Origin of the sequence: Flavobacterium sp. MMS24-S5 (assembly GCF_050320125.1) — a bacterium.
Lineage (GTDB): Bacteria > Bacteroidota > Bacteroidia > Flavobacteriales > Flavobacteriaceae > Flavobacterium > Flavobacterium tyrosinilyticum.
Window position 1 is genome coordinate 3,921,378 of the sequence record NZ_CP190016.1, and the last position, 22,146, is coordinate 3,943,523.

19 protein-coding genes and 2 pseudogenes are annotated in these 22,146 nt (G+C 33.9%); 15 read left to right on the top strand and 6 right to left on the bottom strand.

Annotated elements, in window-relative coordinates:
* Positions 1 to 5: 5 nt before the first annotated feature.
* Positions 6 to 1,292: pseudogene (hemL, locus tag ACPWTF_RS18110) on the top strand (glutamate-1-semialdehyde 2,1-aminomutase).
* Between the two features lie 45 nt (positions 1,293 to 1,337).
* Here the strand turns inward: hemL and ACPWTF_RS18115 are convergent.
* The gene (locus tag ACPWTF_RS18115) at positions 1,338 to 1,778 is read right to left on the bottom strand and encodes a hypothetical protein (RefSeq protein ID WP_427872400.1); all 441 of its coding nucleotides are present in this window, start codon (positions 1,776 to 1,778) and stop codon (positions 1,338 to 1,340) included.
* Positions 1,779 to 2,062: 284 nt separating this feature from the next.
* On the opposite strand from ACPWTF_RS18115, the gene ACPWTF_RS18120 reads away from it, so the two are divergent.
* From ACPWTF_RS18120 to ACPWTF_RS18165, 10 genes are all read left to right on the top strand, one after another.
* Positions 2,063 to 3,529, top strand: a complete 1,467-nt coding sequence (locus tag ACPWTF_RS18120) for an MFS transporter (RefSeq protein ID WP_427872401.1) — start codon at positions 2,063 to 2,065, stop codon at positions 3,527 to 3,529.
* A 208-nt stretch (positions 3,530 to 3,737) separates the two neighbouring features.
* The gene (locus ACPWTF_RS18125) at positions 3,738 to 4,586 is read left to right on the top strand and encodes an MFS transporter (RefSeq protein WP_427872402.1); all 849 of its coding nucleotides are present in this window, start codon (positions 3,738 to 3,740) and stop codon (positions 4,584 to 4,586) included.
* Between the two features lie 78 nt (positions 4,587 to 4,664).
* The gene (locus tag ACPWTF_RS18130) at positions 4,665 to 6,881 is read left to right on the top strand and encodes a molybdopterin oxidoreductase family protein (RefSeq protein ID WP_427872403.1); all 2,217 of its coding nucleotides are present in this window, start codon (positions 4,665 to 4,667) and stop codon (positions 6,879 to 6,881) included.
* 19 nt (positions 6,882 to 6,900) lie between these two features.
* The gene (locus tag ACPWTF_RS18135; protein WP_427872404.1) at positions 6,901 to 7,470 is read left to right on the top strand and encodes a 4Fe-4S dicluster domain-containing protein; all 570 of its coding nucleotides are present in this window, start codon (positions 6,901 to 6,903) and stop codon (positions 7,468 to 7,470) included.
* An 11-nt stretch (positions 7,471 to 7,481) separates the two neighbouring features.
* Positions 7,482 to 7,904, top strand: a complete 423-nt coding sequence (locus ACPWTF_RS18140) for a Rieske (2Fe-2S) protein (RefSeq protein WP_427872405.1) — start codon at positions 7,482 to 7,484, stop codon at positions 7,902 to 7,904.
* 105 nt (positions 7,905 to 8,009) lie between these two features.
* On the top strand, positions 8,010 to 8,261 hold the full coding sequence (locus tag ACPWTF_RS18145) for a DUF6755 family protein (RefSeq protein WP_286970256.1): 252 nt from the start codon (positions 8,010 to 8,012) through the stop codon (positions 8,259 to 8,261).
* Positions 8,262 to 8,359: 98 nt separating this feature from the next.
* Positions 8,360 to 8,674, top strand: coding sequence for a hypothetical protein (locus ACPWTF_RS18150; RefSeq protein WP_427872406.1), 315 nt, complete (start codon positions 8,360 to 8,362; stop codon positions 8,672 to 8,674).
* A gap of 4 nt (positions 8,675 to 8,678) precedes the next feature.
* The gene (locus ACPWTF_RS18155) at positions 8,679 to 9,059 is read left to right on the top strand and encodes a hypothetical protein (protein ID WP_427872407.1); all 381 of its coding nucleotides are present in this window, start codon (positions 8,679 to 8,681) and stop codon (positions 9,057 to 9,059) included.
* 43 nt (positions 9,060 to 9,102) lie between these two features.
* Complete coding sequence (locus ACPWTF_RS18160) at positions 9,103 to 10,116, top strand: 2-hydroxyacid dehydrogenase (RefSeq protein ID WP_427872408.1); 1,014 nt, start codon at positions 9,103 to 9,105, stop codon at positions 10,114 to 10,116.
* A 27-nt stretch (positions 10,117 to 10,143) separates the two neighbouring features.
* Positions 10,144 to 10,740 carry a hypothetical protein gene (locus ACPWTF_RS18165; protein ID WP_427872409.1) on the top strand — a complete coding sequence of 199 codons (597 nt, stop codon included), beginning with the start codon at positions 10,144 to 10,146 and terminating at the stop codon, positions 10,738 to 10,740.
* Here the strand turns inward: ACPWTF_RS18165 and ACPWTF_RS18170 are convergent.
* The 4 genes from ACPWTF_RS18170 to lysS form a co-directional block, all read right to left on the bottom strand.
* Positions 10,737 to 11,129: a hypothetical protein gene (locus ACPWTF_RS18170; RefSeq protein WP_427872410.1), complete on the bottom strand. Its 393-nt coding sequence runs from the start codon at positions 11,127 to 11,129 to the stop codon at positions 10,737 to 10,739. The genes ACPWTF_RS18165 and ACPWTF_RS18170 overlap by 4 nt on opposite strands.
* Positions 11,130 to 11,337: 208 nt before the next feature.
* The gene (locus ACPWTF_RS18175) at positions 11,338 to 14,145 is read right to left on the bottom strand and encodes a VIT domain-containing protein (protein ID WP_427872411.1); all 2,808 of its coding nucleotides are present in this window, start codon (positions 14,143 to 14,145) and stop codon (positions 11,338 to 11,340) included.
* A gap of 81 nt (positions 14,146 to 14,226) precedes the next feature.
* Positions 14,227 to 15,372 (bottom strand): S1 family peptidase, encoded by a 1,146-nt coding sequence (locus tag ACPWTF_RS18180; protein WP_427872412.1) that lies wholly within the window; start codon positions 15,370 to 15,372, stop codon positions 14,227 to 14,229.
* A gap of 385 nt (positions 15,373 to 15,757) precedes the next feature.
* Complete coding sequence (gene lysS / locus ACPWTF_RS18185; RefSeq protein ID WP_095928745.1) at positions 15,758 to 17,458, bottom strand: lysine--tRNA ligase; 1,701 nt, start codon at positions 17,456 to 17,458, stop codon at positions 15,758 to 15,760.
* A gap of 293 nt (positions 17,459 to 17,751) precedes the next feature.
* Between lysS and ACPWTF_RS18190 the strand changes: the two genes are divergently transcribed.
* The 4 genes and pseudogenes from ACPWTF_RS18190 to ACPWTF_RS18205 all read left to right on the top strand — a co-directional run bounded on the left by ACPWTF_RS18190 (position 17,752) and on the right by ACPWTF_RS18205 (position 21,203).
* On the top strand, positions 17,752 to 18,561 hold the full coding sequence (locus ACPWTF_RS18190; RefSeq protein WP_427872413.1) for a hypothetical protein: 810 nt from the start codon (positions 17,752 to 17,754) through the stop codon (positions 18,559 to 18,561).
* Between the two features lie 68 nt (positions 18,562 to 18,629).
* A complete protein-coding gene (locus ACPWTF_RS18195; protein WP_427872414.1) occupies positions 18,630 to 19,373 on the top strand; it encodes a hypothetical protein in 744 nt (247 codons plus the stop codon).
* 5 nt (positions 19,374 to 19,378) lie between these two features.
* Positions 19,379 to 20,076, top strand: a pseudogene (gene lipB, locus ACPWTF_RS18200) (lipoyl(octanoyl) transferase LipB).
* 275 nt (positions 20,077 to 20,351) lie between these two features.
* On the top strand, positions 20,352 to 21,203 hold the full coding sequence (locus tag ACPWTF_RS18205; protein ID WP_427872415.1) for a nuclear transport factor 2 family protein: 852 nt from the start codon (positions 20,352 to 20,354) through the stop codon (positions 21,201 to 21,203).
* Positions 21,204 to 21,236: 33 nt separating this feature from the next.
* Here the strand turns inward: ACPWTF_RS18205 and ACPWTF_RS18210 are convergent, their stop codons facing one another.
* Positions 21,237 to 21,902 carry a ribonuclease HII gene (locus ACPWTF_RS18210; protein ID WP_427872416.1) on the bottom strand — a complete coding sequence of 222 codons (666 nt, stop codon included), beginning with the start codon at positions 21,900 to 21,902 and terminating at the stop codon, positions 21,237 to 21,239.
* Between the last annotated feature and the right edge of the window lie 244 nt (positions 21,903 to 22,146).

The window sequence follows — 22,146 nt, forward strand, 5'->3', positions numbered from 1 at the left end:
TAAGAATGTTATATAAAAGAAGTAGTCAGCTTTTTGCTGAAGCAGAAAAAGTAATTCCGGGAGGAGTAAATTCACCAGTAAGAGCATTTAAAGCCGTTGGCGGAACTCCGATTTTTGTAAAAAGTGCCAAAGGTGCTTATTTATATGATGAAGATGGAAACAAATTAATAGATTATATTAACTCTTGGTGACCAATGGTTTTGGGTCATGCCTATCAGCCAGTTGTTGATGCTGTTATTGAAAAAGCAAAACTAGGAACTTCATTTGGTATGCCGACTGAATTGGAAACTGAAATCGCTGCTTTGGCTGTTTCTATGGTTCCAAATATTGATAAAATTCGTTTTGTAAATTCAGGTACAGAAGCTTGTATGAGTGCAATTCGTTTGGCTCGAGGATTTACAAAAAGAGATAAAATTGTAAAATTTGCGGGTTGTTACCACGGACATTCAGATTCATTTTTGATTCAAGCAGGAAGTGGAGCCGTAACTTTTGGTTCGCCAAATAGTCCTGGTGTAACAGAAGGAACAGCAAAAGATACTTTGTTAGCCAAATACAATGATTTAGAGAATGTAAAAACTTTAATCGAAGCTAATAAAGGAGAAATCGCTGCGATTATCATTGAAGCAGTTGCAGGAAATATGGGATGTATTCCGCCTCAAGAAGGATTTTTGCAAGGTTTAAAAGATTTGTGTACTGCAAACGGAATTTTATTGATTTTTGATGAAGTAATGACAGGTTTCCGTTTGGCTCGCGGTGGTGTACAGGAATTATATGGTATCGATGCTGATATCGTGACTTTCGGAAAAGTTATCGGTGGTGGATTGCCGGTTGGAGCTTTTGCGGCACGCGAAGAAATCATGAATTATTTAGCTCCTCTTGGACCAGTTTATCAAGCGGGAACATTATCTGGAAATCCGTTAGCAATGGCAGCGGGATTGGCAATGCTAAAAGCACTTGATTCTGACAGAGAAGTTTTTACTCGTTTAGAAGAAAAAACGGCTTATTTAGAAGCGGGAATTGATAGAGTTTTAAAAGCAAATAATGTTGCGTTTACTATTAATAGAGTTGGTTCTATGATTTCGGTTCACTTTGATGCCAATCCAGTTACCGATTTCCAAACTGCTGCAAAAGGAGATAACGAAACATTCAAGAAATTCTTCCACGGATTATTGCAAGAAGGTGTTTACATCGCACCATCTGCATACGAAACGTGGTTTATTACAGATGCATTAACTTACGAAGATTTAGATTTTACAATCAATGCGATTGATAAAGTATCGAAAACATTTTAAATAACAAAAAAGAGGCTTTCAAAGCCTCTTTTTTTTTGCATCAAATTAGATTTTATCCTTTTTGTGCTCGTTCATTTTATCCCTCATTTTGTCTTTTTTCTCTTCTTGCAGGGCTTTCCATTTTGTGTATTGATCAGCTTTTAAGATCGATTTCATTTTAGCATCATTTGCTGCAACTTCGTCTTCCATTTGTTTTTTGAAAGCCGCTTTTTCTTCAGCAGTTGGTTTTGTGTTGCTATCTTTTTTTTCTTTTCTAGCTTCTCTAAATTTTTCGGCTTTTGCACTTCTATCTGCTAAAAGCTGCTTTACCTGTGCTTGCTGACTAGCATCTAAACTTAATTCTGTAGTCAGTTTTTGAAGCTGTTTCTCATTACGCTGTTCCGGAGTCATTCTCTCTCTTTGCTCACGCGCCGGTTTTTGATCTGTTTCTTGTGCAAAACTTGCTATTCCAACAAATAGCATAGCTGCGATAAATAATTTTTTCATATTCAAGTTTTTTAATTGTTTACAGATTAGACTTTATTAATTAAAACAGGTTTAATCACTCTTTTGAAATTGTGTTTTATTTAACAGATGGATTATCAGTTTTTATAAGAATGAATTTAAATAAGATTATTATAACGCTAAATATTTGACAGTAAGTACTTTGATTTGGATATTTTTTTTAACTTTAGTAAACTATTGCTTTTTTGTTGTTTAGGAAAAGCAATTTCCATGATTCCCATATTTCAGTAATAGATTTTCAAAAACACAATTTAATACTTTATTCTATGGCAGATCTTTCCCAAGCCCACCGCATCCTTTTTTTAAACACTTTGGCATTTGCAATCTGTTTTGCATGCTGGACACTCAACGGAGTACTGGTTACTTTTTTAGTTGATAAGGAAATTTTTAACTGGAGTGTTGTACAGATCGGCTGGCTTTTAGGGATTCCTGTTCTTACAGGATTGATTATGAGATTGCCAATGGGAATTTTAACTGATAAATTTGGAGGTAAAATTGTGCATTCTGCTTTATTGATTTTGGCATCAATTCCATTGTTTCTTTTACCTTTTGCGACTTCTTTTACTGTTTTTGCCATTTTAAGTTTTTTATTCGGAATGGTCGGAACTAGTTTTGCTGTAGGCGTAGCATCAACTTCTGTGTGGTATCCAAAAGAATGGCAAGGAAGAGCTTTAGGGATTTTCGGAATGGGAACCGCAGGAGCCTCAATTACACCTTTTTTAGCCCCTTCTTTATTAAGTACATTTTCAGAAAGCGATCCTGAAAATGGTTGGAAATGGCTTCCTATTCTCTACGGTTCTGCTTTATTATTGATGGGAATTGTATTTCTGATTTTTGCCAAAAACAAAAAAAGCGAAGCACAGTCCAAAACGGTAAAACAATTATTACAGCCTTTAAAGAGCGTGCGTGTTTGGCGTTTTGGAACTTATTATTTCTTAGTATTTGGCTCGTTTGTTACTTTCTCACAATGGCTTCTGCCAAATTTTATGAACGTCTATCACACAACTTTAGTTTTGGGCGGAATCTTTACTTCTTGTTTTAGTTTACCTGCAGGTGTCGTACGCGCTTTTGGAGGTTTTTTATCGGATAAATTCGGGGCTAGAAAAGTAATGTATTGGGTTTTGAGTTCTTCAGTCGTTTTGAGCTTTTTACTATTATTTCCGAAAATGGATATTACAACATCAGGAAGTGGGTTGTTATCTAGCAAAGCAGGAACAGTTACGTCTGTAGCACCAGATAAAATTGTAATAGATGATAAAGAATATAACATCGCCCAGAAAGACGAAAGTCAGCCGCATTCTAAATTTTTTCCATCCAAAAAAACATGGCAGGAAGTGGTTGTAGAGCAAAACCAAAAAGTGCAAAAGAAAGATTTATTGGCAGAAGGAATTACACAAATTCATTTTGAAGCCAATATGTGGGTGTATTTAGTTTTGGTTATTCTAATAGGAATTTCGTGGGGAATTGGTTCTGCTGCTGTTTACAAACATATACCAGATTATTTTCCTAATGAAGTGGGAGTAATTGGTGGAATGGTCGGACTCTTAGGCGGTTTAGGCGGATTCTTGCCGATTATTTTCGGGTATTTATTATCATTTACAGGATTCTGGACGAGCTCGTGGCTCTTTATTTTGGCATTGTCGCTAACTTGTTTAATCTGGATGCATCGTGTAATTGTGAAAATGACAAAAGAAAAACTGCCTGAAATGGCTAAAGATATTGATCGAAAATAATCTGTCATGAAAGAAAAAACATTTAATACAAAAGCTTTATTAATTGCAACGGCCGCTTCGGTTTTTATGGTCGTATTGGTTTTCTATGGATCAAGAAAACTGCAAAATTTTGATGCGGCTTTGGTTACCTATCTGTTCGGAACTCTGTTTGCATTTTTCGGAGTTGTGTATCGCTATACGGTTTGGTCTGCAACGCCCGCCAACTTGGATGTATTTCAAACGCGGAATTCATTTTCTCTTTACAGGAAAAGTATTTTCGCATTTGTGGTTCTTAGGAAAAGAATCAGTTCAGAATATCGCTTTTCAGAAATTCATTTATCCAAGAGGAAAATACAGATGGCTGGCCCATTTTTGTATTGCAATTGGCTGTTTTTCTGCTTTTGCTATTACTTTCCCGCTCACATTTGGATGGATCCATTTTACTTTGGCACCCAATTCCATTTCCGTTTACGAAGCTCATTTTTTTGGTTTTAAAGTAATGGATTTCAGATTGGATTCTATTATGGCATTTTTGACTTTCCATGCCTTAAACTGGTCTTCTTATCTGGTTATTTTCGGTTCTCTTTATTATTTAAGAAGACGTTTAACCAATCCAGGATTAATTGCCACACAGACTTTTGAAGGCGATTTACTGCCACTTCTTTTATTAATTGCTATTTCGGTCACTGGATTATGCCTAACGTATTCGTATCAGTTTATGAAAGGATTTGCGTATGACTTTCTCGCAGTAGTTCATGCTGTAACAGTTATAATGTTTTTGATATGGATTCCCTTTGGAAAGTTCTTCCACATCATTCAGCGACCGGCTCAAATAGGTGCGCATATTTACAAAAAGGAAGGAATGAAAAAAGGAATGGCAATTTGTAAAGAAACAGGAAAGCCTTTTACAACACAGCTTCATATAGACGATTTAAAAATAGTAACAAAACAATTAGGTTTTGACTTTAGTGATGATGAAGGAAATTCACACTTGGATTTAAGTCCCGAAGGAAAACGAGATCGCTTGGCGAAAGCACATTTAAAAGCAAGAATTGAAGGCGGAAATTTATTTGGATAAAAATATAGTTTCAAGTTTCAAGTTTCGTAGCAGAACGTGAAACTTGAAACATGAAACCAAAAAATAACAAAAAAAATCATGGCAAAACTACCTGTATCAACTGAAAAAATAATTGAAGCATTTGGTCCGCATCTGAATTATACGCCAAAAGAAGGGTATTCAGGACGTGATGAACCAGATAAAACGGTTAAAACACATTGCTGTTTCTGCGGAATGCAATGTGGTATTCAATTATCTGTAAAAGACAATAAAGTGGTTGGTTTTGAGCCTTGGATGGAATTTCCGTTCAACGAAGGGCGTTTGTGTCCAAAAGGTGTTCAGCGCTATATGCAGAACAATCATCCCGACCGATTATTGCATCCGATAAAAAGAGTGGAAGGCAAAGGTTTTGAACAGACCACTTGGGATGAGGCTATGGATAAAACCGTTTCTGAAATCAAAAGAATTCAGGAAAAATATGGGAAACATGCGTTTTCGATGTTGTCTGGAGTTTCGCTTACCAACGAAAAAAGTTATTTGGTTGGAAAATTCGCAAGAGTTGCTTTAAAAACAAGAAATTTAGATTACAACGGACGCCTTTGCATGGTAAGTGCTGGCGCAGGGAATAAAAAAGCATTTGGTTTAGATCGCGCTTCAAACAATTATTCTGACTTAGAATATGCTGAGGTTATTATAGTGGCTGGAGCGAATATCAGCGAAACGTTTCCCACTTTAACCCATTGGATCTGGAAAGCCCGAGATCGAGGAGCAAAATTAATTGTTGTTGACCCGCGTGTTATTCCGTTAGCAAGAACAGCCGATATTCATTTGGATGTAAGGCCAGGAACTGATTCGGCTTTATACGGCGCAATGCTTAAATATCTCGTAGATCACGATATGCTGGATCATGATTTTATTGATAATCATACCTCAGGATTTCAAGAAACAATTGATGCTGTAAAAGAGTATACGTTAGAATGGGCAGAAGAAATTACTGGAATTTCGAAAGAAAAAATTAAAGAAGCGGCCGAATTATGGGGAAAAGCTAAAACGAGTTTTTTACTGCACGCAAGAGGAATCGAACATCACTCAAAAGGTGTCGATAATGTTTTGGGATGCATTAATCTGGTTTTGGCAACTGGAAGAATTGGAAGACCCTATTGCGGTTACGGAACGATTACCGGACAAGGAAATGGTCAGGGTGGAAGGGAGCACGGTCATAAATGTGATCAGCTGCCTGGAAATCGTGATATCGAAAATATGGATCATCGAAAATACATTGCCGATGTCTGGAAAATTAAGGAAGAAGATATGCCGCATAAAGGCATTACAGCTTACGAAATTATAGAAGCGATTCATAGTGGTGAAATAAAAGGATTGATTTCGATTTGTTTTAATCCGTTAGTATCTCTTCCAAACAATAATTATGTGCGTTCTGCTCTAGAAAAATTAGAGTTTTATGTTGCGATAGATTTCTTTTTGAATGAAACTGCCCGTCATGCGGATATTGTTTTAGCGGGTTCATTGCAGGAAGAAGAGGAAGGAACAACAACCTCAGCCGAAGGACGAGTTATCCGAATTCGTCAAGCCGTAACACCTCCGGGAGACGCCAGAACAGATACTTCAATATTATTAGAATTGGCTAAAAGGTTAGGGGAGGAAGATAAGTTTACCTACGCTGATAGCGAAGCCATCTTTAATGAACTGCGTGTTGCTTCAAAAGGGGGGACTGCCGATTACAATGGAATTACCTATAAAAAAGTAGAAGATAATATGGGCGTTTTCTGGCCATGTCCAACCGAAGATCATCCTGGAACGCCAAGATTGTGGGAAGATAAAAAGTTTGCAACTCCAGACGGAAAAGCACATTTTAATCCTGCTCCGTATAAATTGCCAGGCGAAATTACAGATGAAGAATATCCGATAATATTAACTACGGGTCGAGTTGTATCTCAGTATTTAAGCGGAACACAAACAAGAAGAATTGGGAAACTGGTAGATCAGTTTCCAGAACCGTTGTTGGAAATTCATCCGGAAATGGCTCAGAAATATAATATTCAGCAGAGAGAACTAGTGAAAGTTTCTACACGAAGAGGCGAAGGAATTTTCCCAGCCAATATTGTAGAAACCATCCGAAAAGATACTGTTTTTGTACCGTATCATTGGCCAGGGAAAAAATCGGCCAATCAGTTAACGCCGGGAACTTTAGATCCTATTTCTAAAATTCCAGAGTTCAAAGTTTGTGCTTGCAAGCTGGAACCTTTGGGAGAAATCGAAAATTCATCAGACAAATCAAATGCTTATGCAAGTGTTTAATCTATAAAAAGCAACAATTATGAATTTAACCAATTATAATAAAAACGAAGAGTTTTTTGTAGACTTACAAAGATGCATAGGCTGCAAAGCATGTGAGATGGCCTGTTCTGAATGCGAAACCAATGGACAAGAATCGATGATTCATGTTAATTATGTAGAACGTGCCGTTACCATTCAGACCACAGTTCAGGTTTGCATGCATTGTGAAGATCCAGTTTGTGCCAATGTTTGTCCAGCCGATGCAATTTCGCAAGACGAATTTGGAGTGGTTCATACTGCAAATACAGAACGCTGTATTGGATGTTCCAATTGCGTTATGGCTTGTCCGTTTGGAGTTCCAAAAAAAATGGAAGAATACGATTTAATGATGAAATGCAATATGTGCTACGATAGAACGAGCGTTGGCAAAAAGCCAATGTGCGCTACGGTTTGCCCGAGCGGTGCATTATTTTATGGTACTCGTTCTCAAATCGAAGAAATGCGTCCGAATAGTACGCCTGTAAATTCATTTTTATTTGGAAAAGAGCGCGTAAATACAAAAGTAAATATCATGATGCCGAAGGGAAGCAACCAATTACGAATATTCTAAATCTAAAATCCATGTCTAAAGAAGATAATTTAAAAGAAAATTGGAAAAAAGATTTTCCTTACAAAAAGCAGGAATCAACACAAGTTAGCCGACGTGATTTTGCTAAATTCCTTACGCTGGTTTCTGGTGGTTTAATGGTGGGTAGCGGACTAGTAGCGGCAAAAGCCTATTTATTGCCAGCTGATGAAGTGGTGGGCGAACATTTTGTATGCGATGTAAAAGATATTCCGTTAGGCGGAACGAGAGGTTTTGTGATTGAAGGAAGTACCATTCCGTATATTTTAGTTCATTTAGAAAGTGGCATGTTTAGAGCTTTTGAACAAAAATGCACACACCTTTCGTGTGCCGTTTATTACAAACCAGGAACAGGAATTATTCATTGCCCTTGCCATGAAGGTTCTTTTGATGCTTTGACCGGAGATGTTATTGCATGACCTCCGCCAAGAGCATTGCCTCAGTTGGAAGTGGTTTTAAAAGGAGAAAAGATTTTTGTAAAAGCTTTTGAAAATAAAGCGAGTTAATTGTTTAAGAAATATATTATGAGTACATTTAGAAAAAGCCAAAATCAGGCAAATCCAAATAAGTTGAATGTTATTCTTTCTACTTTAATATTTGTTTTAATCTTAAATGTAAGCATCCAAATTTGGTTGTTGTATGCCGCTTTAAACAATGCATTAGATAATAATAAAGAGATTTTGATTCCAGCATTTATAGGTTCGCTTATTTTATTTTTAATTGGTTTTGGATGGCTGTATTATCTGCCAAAAGGGAATTTTAGAAATAATAAATAAGCTTTTAGTGTTATAATTCTGGCTTCTTAAAGCAGTCTTTCAATTTCTTGAGATTTAAATTTGCAATGTGATTTGTAAAAATAGATAAAGGAATATAAATGGATAAGAAAGAAATTGAGCTGTATAAAGAAGAAATAATAGAATTGACTGAGCTTTTAAATGAAGAATGGTTGGATTTAAAACAATTAATCAAAGAATCAAATCTTGATGCACATAATTTATTATTGATTTCTTATTTTGAGGATGAAAATGAAAGAGAGTTTGGTGTCCTTTTTACAAATGAAAGAAAAGTGATTAGGTTTATAGTTCAAGATAAAAAGCTCCAATTTGAAGATATTACAAATAGTAATAAACTTGAACTTGAATATCCGCAAGTAAAAGTTGCAAGAGATTTTTTTTGTGCTTTTGAATAAAGATATGTCGCCAAAAATAGATTTTACTTTAGGCTCTTTGCATTTTATCTTTAATGAGAAAAGCGCATTTTATTTTCTTAATAAAATTAGATCTCTGAATGTACATGGTGAAATAGAGATTGAAACTGAAGCATTAGAAAGCTTAGAAAATATTTTATTTCAAATATTTATAATTAAAGAAGATGATTTTATTTTTTATAAGAATAATTCAATAAAGCTTTGGATTACTGAAGAAATGAGAGAATATATTGACTATAAACTGAGTGAGTTTTTATCTCAAGGAGATTTTTATCCGGCCGAAGTTGGCAGTTTTCAACGTACGAATTCCAAAATGTTGTTTACAAAAATAAAAATGATCGATTTGTATTTCATAAAAGAGGTTTGAAATAATTTCCTTAATTTTAAGAAACTATTCAAAATCAAATCCTATGAATTCATCGAACAATAAAATCGCTTTTTTCTCTACCCAACCTTACGATAAAACGTTTTTCAATAAATACAACGAAGATTTTGGTTTTCAGTTGGACTTTTTTGAAACACAGTTAAATCCCCAGACGGTAGCTTTACTAGAAGAGTGCGAGATTGTTTGTGTTTTTGTAAATGATATTGTAAACGAAACGGTTATTAAACAATTAGCAGAAAAAAAAGTAAAAATAATTGCTTTACGTTGCGCTGGTTTTAATAATGTCGATTTAGAAGCGGCTAAAAAACACCACATAAAAGTTTGCCGAGTTCCTGCTTATTCTCCTCAAGCGGTTGCCGAACACGCTATGGCAATGATTTTAACTTTAAACAGAAAAACACACAAAGCTTATAATAGAGTTCGCGAACAGAATTTCTCTTTAAACGGATTATTAGGTTTCGATTTATTCGGAAAAACAATCGGAATTATAGGAACAGGAAATATCGGAAAAGCATTTTCTAAAATAGCATTAGGTTTTGGCTGTAAAGTTTTGGCGTATGATATTGTTGAAAGTGATGAAATGAAAAAAGACGGCGTTTCTTTTGTTGGTTTAGAAGAGATCTTCAAGGCGAGCGATATTATTTCGTTGCATTGCCCTTTAAACGATCAGACGAAACATGTAATCAATAAAACTTCACTTACTTTCATGAAGGACAGTGTTATGATTATCAATACGAGTCGCGGCGGATTAATAGAAACATCGTCGGTTATTGAAGGCTTAAAAGAAGGTAAAATAGGTTATTTAGGAATTGACGTTTACGAACAAGAAGAAAAATTATTCTTTAGAGATTTATCGGCAGACATTATTCAAGACGACGCGATTCAGCGTTTAATGAGTTTTCCGAATGTATTGGTAACAGCGCATCAAGCATTTTTTACCAACGAAGCTTTAACTCAAATTGCTTTGGTGACTTTCAATAATATAAAATCATTATTGACGCAGAATGATATTGAAAATAAAGCAGCATTATTAGTGTAATCGATCGCGAATTTAAAACATCAGATTATGAAAAATAGATTTCTGATTTTAATTGCAATTTTGGCATTATCTTCTTGCCAAAACAAAGACAATTCAAAAAATATTGTAAAAACAATTGTTCAAGATACCTTGTCTAAAACTCTTGGCGGAACGGCCGATTTAAGTGAAGTTTCCGAAAAAAATAATAAAGAAGTAGAATTAATTCGAAAACAATTGCTGATTTTATTGGAGAAAGATTTACCCGCAATGACAAAAGAAGACAGATCTTTCTATTATGAAGCTTTCGATTTAAATAACGATAAGAAAGAGGAATATTTTGTTGGTTTCTCTAATTCTTATTTCTGCGGAAGCGGAGGTTGTTCAGGTTATATTTTGAAAAATGACGGTACTGTAATCAATCGTTTCACTGTAACCGATTTTCCAATTTATGTAACCACTTCATCAACAGAAAAATTTTATGATTTGATATTTGAAAGCGGAGGAAAATTTCATCTTCTAAAAATGAAAGGTGGAAAATATCCATCTAATCCTTCAGTTCAAGAAGTTATAAAAGGTGATATTCCAAAAGAAAGCACAAAGGTTTTGGATATTCAAGGGAAAAAATTGGAGAAGTATTCTTTTTAAAATTTGGATGTTTTTTTATCTCTTTCTTTTCTTTTTTCAGAAATGTAATTTTCTGTTTCTGTGATTATTCTATTAACAATTTTAGTTGAATGCTCTGATAAATTATATAACGAATCAAAGTATACTTCGACAGGCATTTCAATGTAGTCAAGATTGTCAATTTTGGTGCAATAAAAATGAATTCTACATAGATGTTTAATGTCTTCTTCAATTGCAGAGATATCTAAATAGACTTTCAAGCTGTTTGAAATTCTTCTTGAAGTGATAAGTTTGTATTCGAAAAATATTGTATGATTTGGAGTTTTATATTCAAAGAGGTTAAGGTCGTTTTCTTTTAATCCATCATATTTGTTTTTTAGTAATTCGAACATTTGTTGTTTCCTCTCCAAATGCATTTTTTTAAGGGTTTTTTGATCGAAATATGAATAACAAAGAAATATTGAAAATAGAAATAGGAAACAATATAGCATCTTTTCAAGTTTTTATAATTGAATATATTCTTAGACAAATTAAATAAAAAACCCGACAGATTTCAAAATCTGTCGGGTTTGAAATATTATAAATCCTAATTTTGGAGTTTGGAATTTTTATATTTTTCTAAAACTCAAATTCTCCAATTAAAATTTTACTATCACTTTCACGTTTGTTTTCTTTTTGACTTTGGAAAACAGCAATTTTACGTTCCTGTCTGCCATCAGAATAGTAAAGGTAGACCTCTGCCATTACAGTCGTTGGTCCAGAAAGAATATTCTGTCTCTCACCGAAGAAATTCGTTTTGATTTTATATTTCCCTTTGATCGCTTTTTTAAGTAAAAATTGTTCAGTGCCGAAACCTTGGGTGAAATCGTTGCTTAATCTTCCTCCAATTTCGGTAGATTTATGCGAGTACGAACAATCTTCTCCTCTTGGATTTGTAACCCAAAGATCTATGTCTGTATTGTCTTTATTCCAGTTAATAACAATGCGAATGTTGACTGGAAGATTTGCTTTTAAACGATCATCAACTTTGCTTGCATCAACATTTTTGTTTTGGCTCAAAATATTATTGATTTCCATAATCAAGATTTCTTCAATACCATTATCTCTCACAGAAATCTCATCGGTATATTCCTGATACAGCATGCCTTTATAAATATTAAGAGCTTCTTGAGGTTTTTTATTGTCTACCAAAGCCAACGCATAATCTCTATGACTTTGAGGATCAAATGGTCTCCATTCTAGAATCTTTTGGGTAATCCACAATTCTTTTTCATAATTACCTCTTTGTTTCAATAAGTAAGAAATCGTTTTGTACAATTCTTCGTTTTCCAAATCAAGTTCTGCCAGTGTGCTTAAAACTTTTAAAGAAAGAGCTTTGTCTCCTTTTTTGAAAAGCAATTTAGAAACATCAAAATAATACGTTACCTGTTTCTCGTATTTCGGACGATTTTCAAGATATTTCTGGTAAATCAATTCAGGTGATTGTAAAGACTGAAAATCTTTCATATACTCTTGAGTACTTTCTACATCTATCAAAGTTATTTTACCTGTAGATGTTTTTTTATCGCCTGCTCTACTTTCTGCAGAATATACAGCATTATCGCTAACAACACTTTCTTCTGCCGACGACAATTTTTGTGACTGTTTAGAAATGGTAGGATACTGTTTTTTTTCTGTAGGTTTAAATTCGCTATTCCACCAAGTTGTCAGTTCACGTGTTTTATCAAAAGCTTTAGATAGAAGATTTCTTCTTTTTTCTAAGATTTGTTTTTTGTTTTGCGAAACGATTCTGTTGTATTCTGATAATAATTCCTGTGGAGGTGTGATGCCAAAACGAACATAATCATTAACATCTTCCAATACGATAAGACTAGTGTTCTTGCTTACAACTCCAAACTGTTCGCTCAGATTTCTAATTTCATCGCTGTTTTGTGTTGAGTTAAGTTCAAGATCATTAATTTTTCTTTGCGCCCAAAATTGTGCAAGAGGCCAATTGTCTACTTGTACAGCATTAGTAAAATCGACAGGCACTTCAAATTTTTTATCTCCTACTGAGAAAACAGCAGTAAGTTTATTCAAGTTTGAAGATGAAATTCCAAAAATATTCACTGGTTCGTTTACGGCAGTTCCAACATTTGGAAACAATTCTTGAAGCGTATTGGTTTCTTTAAAACCTAAAAATAAAATAGGAAGCCTTTTATATGTTTTAAGAGCAGATTGCGTATCTAATTCGTTAAGATTGATAAAATTTCCTCCAGATTGTGATGCTAAAAGTTTCAGCAGATTAAAATCAGAAGTTGGTGTGCTCGTTACAGTGTTGACCGGTTTTTTGAATTTTAAAGTTAAATCTCCAAAATTTGAAATTCCGTCAGAAAATAAAAGATATTCGTCTATAGATGAAATTTCTTTTAAAGCACTAAAGTCGGTTCCGCCATCATATTTCAGATTAAGAATTCTGTCTTTTAATGCGTTCCAGTTTCCTCCAGAAACAGTAAATTCTTCTGTTTTTTCAAGGGTATTATTTAAAAGGACAAAAGAGACTGCAACATTCTTGTTGTCTGAAAAATACGCATTAAGAAAGTCCAGTTCTTTTTGACGATCTCTCTTTGATCCGCTAAATGAATTATCCCAAATAATAGCAATTTTTTGAGATTTTGTTTTTTCCTTTACAGGGAAATTCATCGCAACACTTGCCGCAAAATAAGATTTATCGTCAGAAGCTTTTTGAAGCATCACATTCGACGATTCGTTTACTTTTGGAATAGCTACTTTAAGGCTTTCATTTGGCGTAAAATTTACTTTATTAATTTCAGCAATCCATTGATTCCCTTTTTTCTGAAAAGTAAAACTTCCATCTGGATTTTCCGTAATTTTAGGAGTGGCTAAACTTTCATTAACTATTACTTTCAGATTAAATTTTGGGATATTAACCGCATTGGCAAAGCTTAAAAAATACTGATAATCCGTAGCCGAATTTTTCAATTCCTGATTGTACGTAATTCTAATAAATCTGCTGCCTCTAGCTGTAATGGGATAAATTCTAGTTCTAAAATTGTTTCCAGCTACTTTTTCAATAATACCTGGATCTACATTTCTTTTTTTAATACTTTCAAATACTTCTTTAGCTCGTTCTTTTGGAACAGGTACGGCATCTCTTAAGCTTCCATTAATGTCCAAAGCATAACCGCTCACGCTTACTCCTTCTGGTAACGGAAGGGTGAAATTTCCTTCTAAAATTCTGTCTCCGGGATTGTAAAATGTATAAGTTGCGGTAGTTGAAGCAAGATTCCCTAAAATTTTGGTTTCAATTTTTACTTCCTGTAAGATTACCGAATTTTTTTTCTGATTTTCGACATCCAGAGTTGGAATCTGTGAAAAAGCGGCACCACAGAAAAGTAGTGCACAGATGCTAAAAAATTTATTCATAATTGATTAAGTCGATTTTTTATTTGATTGGAAATGTGAAAACCCGATTAGATTTAATCGTCTTTTTTTTGGTTTTTAAAATTAGAGCGCTTGAATATGCTTAGCTACAATTCCAAAGTTGAAACCCTGAACCTGATCGAATCCACTGAAATTAACTGCAATAAGTTGACCACATTCATTAAAAACAGGCGATCCACTAGCACCATGTGTAGAAGTTATACTGTATTGAATTTTGTTGCCATCAGATTCTTTACTTATTTGGCCATTGTAAAGCTGCACTTTTATACCAGAATTGGTCTGTGCCAAATCTATTCCCATCGGATAGCCCACCATTATCGCTTTTTGCCCTGGAGCTAGAGAAGTATCATTGTCAACAATATTATCAAGACTTATAATATTGGTAACGGTTTGAGGGGTTTTATGATCAGCTACTTGCAAAATACCTAAATCAATATTGCTGTCATCTGAAACTTTTTTCATTTCACAATTAATCCATTCGCTATCAGAATTATGAAGTGCAACTTGAATGTCTACCGTTTTTACATATACTTCAATATTTTCTGCAGAAACATATTCTTTTACTGGAATAGATGCTGCTATATCAGTTGATACTTGCGATGTATCTGTTTCTGTTTCATTAGAACTAACAAATTCTTCACCCGCTGACTCACTAGTTTCTTCGCTCGATTCTTCATATTCTCCCTCTCCTTCACCTTCGTCATATGAGACTGAAGCATGCGACCAATTGTTGCTAATAAAACTTTCATAGTCATCTTCAGAAACATCGGTAGTAAGGATAGAAGCAATTTTCATTCGCAGATTTCGAATAGTAGTATTTACTTTCTCACTTTCTTCTTCAGTTGAATTCCATGGCTGTAAAACATGTCTATTGGTAATCATGTCTCCTTCTGTATCTACAAAAAAGCCTGTTCCATAAATGGTTTCTTCCTTAGCATCCTCAACATTAAGCGGAATTTCTTTTCCATTAATTTTAGCAAAATAGCCATATTTATGCTTTACAAGTACAACGGCGTTTTTGTAGGTATCATAGATTTTGGTATCTGTGCCTAAACAAACAGCTTCTTTTTTAGGAGTAAAATATTTAAATCCTAAAAAGCCAGCGGCTGAAATAAAGATAACAGCGATGATAGCAATTTTGTAACGATTTCTTTTTTTGTTGACTGTTGTTTCTAAGTCTTCGTTTGGGGCGATTTTTCTAATTTTCATTTAAAGGATTGGTTGAAAAATGTTAATTGAATGGGTTTGGGATTAAAAAAAATAGACTTTATACAAAGTCTATTTTTTCTTCAAATGTAGTAATTTGTTTGCTAAAAAAAAGCAAAAACAGAATCAATTAAATATACAATGCTAACCAAATTTTGTTTTGTTTTTTAGTGGTATAGCAAGGCTTGTGAAAGTATTTTCTTGTAAAACAATTTAGAGAAAGTAAAGTGTTGTTTTTCAGTTTTTTAAAAATAAGTTTTGATTTTTGTTTTAAATGGTGATAGGAAGAAGTATTCGTTTAAAAAAAGAAACCCGACAGGCTTTTAAAATCTGTCGGGTTTGAATATTATAAAATCCAACTTGGAATTTGGAATTTTAATTTTGGAATTTATCCAACCAATTCCACAAATTTAAATTCACCTTCAACAGCAACTTTAGTCAAACCGTGTTTAGATAAATTTTTCATAGACGCATCCCATTTTTTACCACTTAAATTTGCAGTAATTTTTAATTGCTGAAGATCCATTTTATTATCATTTCCTTTCAATAAATCTACAATGAATTTTTCTTCATCAGAAAGTTCAATTAGTTGTTTTTTCTCAGGACGCATTTGAGGGAACAATAAAACTTCTTGAATCGAAGCGTTATTTGTTAAATACATAATCAAACGATCCATTCCAATTCCCATTCCAGAAGTAGGAGGCATACCGTATTCAAGAGCTCTTAAGAAATCTTCGTCGATAATTCCGTTTGCTTCATCATCACCTTTTGCAGCCAAACGCATTTGATCTTCAAAACGCTCTCTTTGATCAATAGGGTCATTTAATTCAGAATATGCATTTGCGATTTCTTTTCCGCAAACCATTAATTCAAAACGCTCCGTTAAATCTGGATTATCGCGGTGCTCTTTACAAAGCGGAGACATTTCTTTTGGATAGTCAGTAATGAAAGTTGGCTGAATATAATTTCCTTCACATTTAGCTCCAAAAATCTCATCAATTAATTTTCCTTTACCCATTGTTTCGTCAACCTCGATTCCCATTCCACGTGCTGCTTCAAACAATTCCTGTTCTGTTTTTCCAGAGATATCAAAACCTGTAAAGTGTTTGATAGAATCTGTCATTGTAACACGTGCATAAGGCGCTTTAAAGTTTATTTTGTGCTCGCCAAAAGTAACTTCGCTTGTACCATTTACAGCAATCGCACAATGCTCCAATAAACCTTCAGCAAACTCCATCATCCAGTTGTAGTCTTTGTAAGCTACATATATTTCCATTGCAGTAAACTCAGGGTTATGTGTTCTGTCCATACCTTCATTACGGAAGTTTCTAGAGAACTCATAAACACCTTCAAATCCACCAACAATTAATCTTTTTAAATACAACTCATTTGCAATACGCATGTAAAGCGGAATATCAAGCGAGTTATGGTGCGTAATAAATGGTCTCGCCGAAGCTCCACCAGGAATGGATTGTAAAACCGGAGTGTCAACTTCCAAATATCCAGCGTCGTTAAAATAACCACGCATTGCACTGAACAATTTAGTACGTTTGATGAATGTTTCTTTAACTTGTGGGTTTACAGTTAAATCTACATAACGCATTCTGTAACGTAACTCAGCATCATTAAATGCGTCGTGAACATTTCCTTCTTCGTCAACTTTTGGCAATGGAAGCGGACGCAAAGTTTTACTCAAGAAAGTAAAACCAGAAACACGAATACATTTTGCACCAACTTGTGTAGTAAACAATTCACCTTCAATACCAATAAAATCTCCTAAATCGGTTAATTTTTTGAATACTTGGTTGTATAAAGTTTTATCGTCACCTTCACACAATACATCACGATTTACGTACAATTGAATACGTCCTTCGCTATCTTGCAACTCAGCAAAACAAGCTTTACCCTGATCACGAACACTCATCAAACGACCCGCAACGATAACCTTCTTACCCTCTTCAAATGACTCCTTTATCTGCTTAGATGTATGATTTACAGGAAAAAGATTAGCTGGATAAGGATTGATTCCTAAGTTGCGTAAGTTTTGAAGTTTTTCTCTTCTGATGATTTCTTGTTCTGATAATGCCATTTTTGCTTTATTTTTTTAAGTGTGCAAAGATAAAGAAAAGAATGTAGATTTTTTAATGCAGTTTTTAGATTTTTTGCAACATCAAATTATTGGGTTTCAATCAACTTTAGTCGGCATCGATAGCTGTTGGAATAGACGTGTTTCTAACAAATGTAAAATATGCTCTAATATCAAGTTGTTCATTTACAGGGTTTGGATAAAGCCTTAAATGACAAATTTGAAGTTGTTTTAAAATGAAACTAAAATAATTCTTAAAAGAAAGTATCTTCGCTTGAATAACTTAAACCTCAATTATGAAAAAAATTCTACTTTGCTTTTTTATTGCATTTTGTTTTACTAGCTGTATCCTTAAAGAAAAGATGACTATGAACGAAGATGGTTCTGGAACTTTTTCGTACGGTTTTGATATGTCTCCGATGTATAAAATGGGGATGAAAAAAAGTGATTCGACTAAAGTCAATAAAGTCGTAGACACTACTTTTACCTTCAAAGATATGCTTAACAAGTTAAGCGACAGTATTTCTAAATTACCAGATGCGGATAAAGAGAAAATCGAGATGCTGGAGAAAGAAAAAGAGAAACTTAAAATTTTGGAGAATTTTAAAGTTAGCATGAAAGTAAACGACGAAAAACAGCAATTTGAATACACTATGGCAATTGATTTTCCTAGTGGAACAGATTTTAAAACTATTGCAACACCTGCCGAAAGTTTAGAAGCGCTGGCTGCGACAGATAAGAAGAGATTAGGAGCTTTAAGTGCTGCGCCAAAGCCAGAAGAAAAGTCTAATACTAATACCACCATTTTTTATGATGGTAAGGTTTTCATTAAAACGGTTACTCCTTCGAAAGACGATAAAAAAGTTAAAAAGAAAAAAGAAAACAAGAAAGATAAAAGCGACGATCCATTCTCTAAAAAAATGGAAGAAATGATGAAAGAATGTAAATATACCGCTGAGTATCAATTTCCGAAAAAGATTAAAACAGTTTCGCTTAAAAATGCAGTACTAACAAAAGACAGAAAAGGTTTTACTGTAGAAGTTCCTCTGGATAATATGCAGGAGAGTAGTGTGGATTTTGGTTTTAAAGTAGAATTTGAGCAATAATTCGAGGTTTTCGATAAAATGTATTTTTAAAAATAGTCTTTGTATCTTTGATAAAAAATAGAACATTAATGAAACTATATAAACTACTTAGTTTTTCTTTTTTAATAGCGACTTTAACTAGCTGTACTTTCACTGAGAATATTTACATAAACGATAACGGAACTGGGAAATTCTCTGTAGATATGGATGGTTCTGCTTTAATGGAAATGGCTGGTGATCAGATTGCTGGGCAAATGGGAGACGACAAAAAAGATATTGATACTACTTTTACTTTCAAAAAAGTGTTTGAAGAGAAAAAAGACAGTATTGCCAAGTTGTCGCCAGAAACACAAAAAGAACTTAAAAAACTGGAGAGTTATATTGTATCAACGAAAATAAGTTCGGAGAAAAAACAGTTTTTAATGAACATGTCGACTGATTTTAAAAATGTAAACGAACTTCAAGATATTTTGCAAACATTAGGTACACTGCAAAAATTAGAAGGAGGCGCAAATCCTATGGGAAGCGGTTTCGGAGATAATGGTAGTAAATTAAGTTATACTTATGACGGAAAGAAATTTACAAGAAAAGCAGTGGTCGATGAGCAGAAAAAAGCAGCAAAGGCAAAAGATTCGGCTGGAGATATGTCTAAAATGATGTTTGCTTCGTCTAGCTATATTGTAAAGTATCACTTTCCAAAAAAAATTAAGAAAGTCTCTAACCCAACAGCTTTGTTTAGCGACGATCGAAAATCGATTACAATTCAATACTCTTTTACGGATTATATGGAGAATCCCGACAAACTGAACTTTGATGTTGAGTTTGAAAAATAATTAAAATGAACAAAAAAATCCAACTTCAGGATCTGGGCAATAAAGATTATAAATCGACTTGGGAATATCAAGAAGAAATCTTTAAGGATATAGTAGATTTAAAAATCAAGAACAGAAGAGAAGAACTAGATCTGCCAACACCAAATTATTTACTTTTTGTTGAGCATCCGCATGTTTATACTTTAGGAAAAAGCGGTGATCTTGAAAATTTACTATTAAACGAAAAACAGCTCGAAGCCAAAGGAGCGACTTTTTATAAAATCAACCGAGGTGGAGATATTACCTATCATGAACCGGACAGATTGTAGGCTATCCGATTTTAGATTTAGAAAACTTCTTTACCGATATTCATAAATACTTACGTTTATTAGAAGAATCCATAATTCTGACTCTGGAAGAATACGGATTAGAATCGGGCAGGAGTGAAGGCGAAACAGGAGTTTGGCTTGGTGCAGGAACTCCGTTTGCACGTAAAATCTGTGCAATGGGCGTTCGCGCATCACGCTGGGTTACTATGCACGGATTTGCTTTAAACGCAAATGTCGATTTAGGATATTTTGACAATATTATTCCGTGTGGAATTCGCGGAAAAGGCGTTACTTCTTTAAACGTAGAACTTGGAGTAGAAAAAGTAGATGAAGAAGAAGTAAAAGCTAAAATCATCAAACATTTAACTGAGCTGTTCGAAGCCGAATTTGTTTAAAAAATAATTGCTAATAAAAAGTAACCCGTTTCAAGCGTCGATTTTGAAACGGGTTTTTTATTTTGAGTGATGAATTGAATAATAAATCAGGCTTGTTTTTTTAATAGAAAGCAGTTTTTTTCTTAAATTTATATACAAAAAACGGAAAAACCATTTCTCAAAAGTTAAGATTTTGCAGGGATGGCAAATTCTATACTTCTTGTAGTTCTCTTAGCTATTTATGCTAAATTTGGTTTTGTACTATTAAATTTAAATTTTATTCTAACTGATTGCTTATGAGAAAAATCTACTTATTCTGTTTCCTTTTTGTGCTTAATGGTCTTTTTGCCCAAAAGAAAGATAAATTATATCCAGTTGCCGTTTATGAAAAAGTGTGGCAGGAAAAAAACAGCGATACCAGATTAAAGATGATTAAATCAATCTGGTTAGAAGATAGTACTTTTGAAGATCCTTCGGCTTCTATAAAAGGAACTGCTGCGTTTAATAATGTTATCAACGAATTTTACAAGAAAAACCCAGATGCCGTTTTAACTTCGGGAGCCAAAATTGTAAAAGATAATTATGTAACCTGGGAATGGAAAATTTTCGATTCTAAAAATAACCTTATCATGGCTGGCCGTGACTTTGCGCGTTTGAATGGAAAAGGTCAAGTAAGTAAAATTATTGGTTTTTGGGATAAAGGAGCAGCGCCGTCTGAAGCAGATGTTTTGAAAAATCTGGAAGCTGATAATTTGAAAGTAGTAGCAAAATATTACGAAAGTCTTTTTAAAACAAGAGACTTTGATGCGCTAGGAACTTTAATTGGAGACGGAGCCGTTTATAATCAAGCTGTAGGTTTGCCTTATGGAGGAACTTATATTGGCTTTAGCGAATGGACTAAAATGTTTACAAAATCGGCTGAGTTTTTTGATTTGCAGATAGAAAAAGAACCCGTTTATTTTAGTGATGCTTCTAAAAATGAAGTAATCATTTATTTTACGATAAACTGTAGATCTAAGAAATCAGGCAAAACAATGTCAGTTCCGATTTCAGAACATTTTGATTTGAAGGATGGTAAAATTACTGCTATAAGGTCTTTTTATTATGACACCAAAACATTTGCAGAATTCTTAAAAAGTAAAAAATAAAAAAAAACGACCTATTGAATAGGTCGTTTTTTTTTATGGAAAGAAATCGAGTTCTAATTGCTCTGGTAAAAGCCTAAAACTCATTCTGTGATATTTTGTGGTTCCAAATTCTTTGATTGCTTCACGATGTTCTTTGGTTGGATATCCTTTGTTCTGTTTCCAGTTGTACATTGGAAATTCTTCATGAATTTGATCCATGTATTCATCACGATATGTTTTTGCTAAAACAGACGCAGCGGCAATGCTTAAGTATTTCCCATCGCCTTTTATAATACTTTGATTCGGAATCGATTTTAAAAGCGCAATTTCATCTGGAGAAAACTGTTTTCCAAAATTATTTTTTAGTCCCAGTTTAGCATTCAAAGAGCGGTTCCCGTCCACAATAATATATTCGGGAACGTGTTTTAATTTTAAAATACATTCCTGCATTCCCTTCATTGAAGCATTTAGAATGTTTATTTCGTCAATTTCGTCGGGAAACAAATGAGTAACGGCAAAACATAGGGCTTCTTTTTCTATAATAGGTCTTAAAAGCGCTCTAGTTTTTTCAGAAAGCTGCTTACTGTCATTCAGAATTTTATTTTCAAAATTTTCGGGTAAAATTATGGCAGCGGCAGTAACTGAACCAGCTAGACATCCTCTTCCGGCTTCATCAGTTCCAGTTTCTAAAACAAATCCTGAGAAATTTTTTTCGAGCATTTTTTTTAGGTTTTAAAAAGGCAAATATTGTACTTTTTTTTCTAAAAAGCGTTAAATAGATTCAAATCAATACAATCAATAATTGCTCTTTAGAGCAATCCTATCAGCGAGTAATACTGTTGGAAATTACGCTATTTTTCAAATTGACTATAAGTATGCGATATTGGTTAAAAACCCGCGAAAACACTTGGTTTTTATGATTTTTTTTATGAAATGAATAATTGATAATTTTCTAAAAATGTAT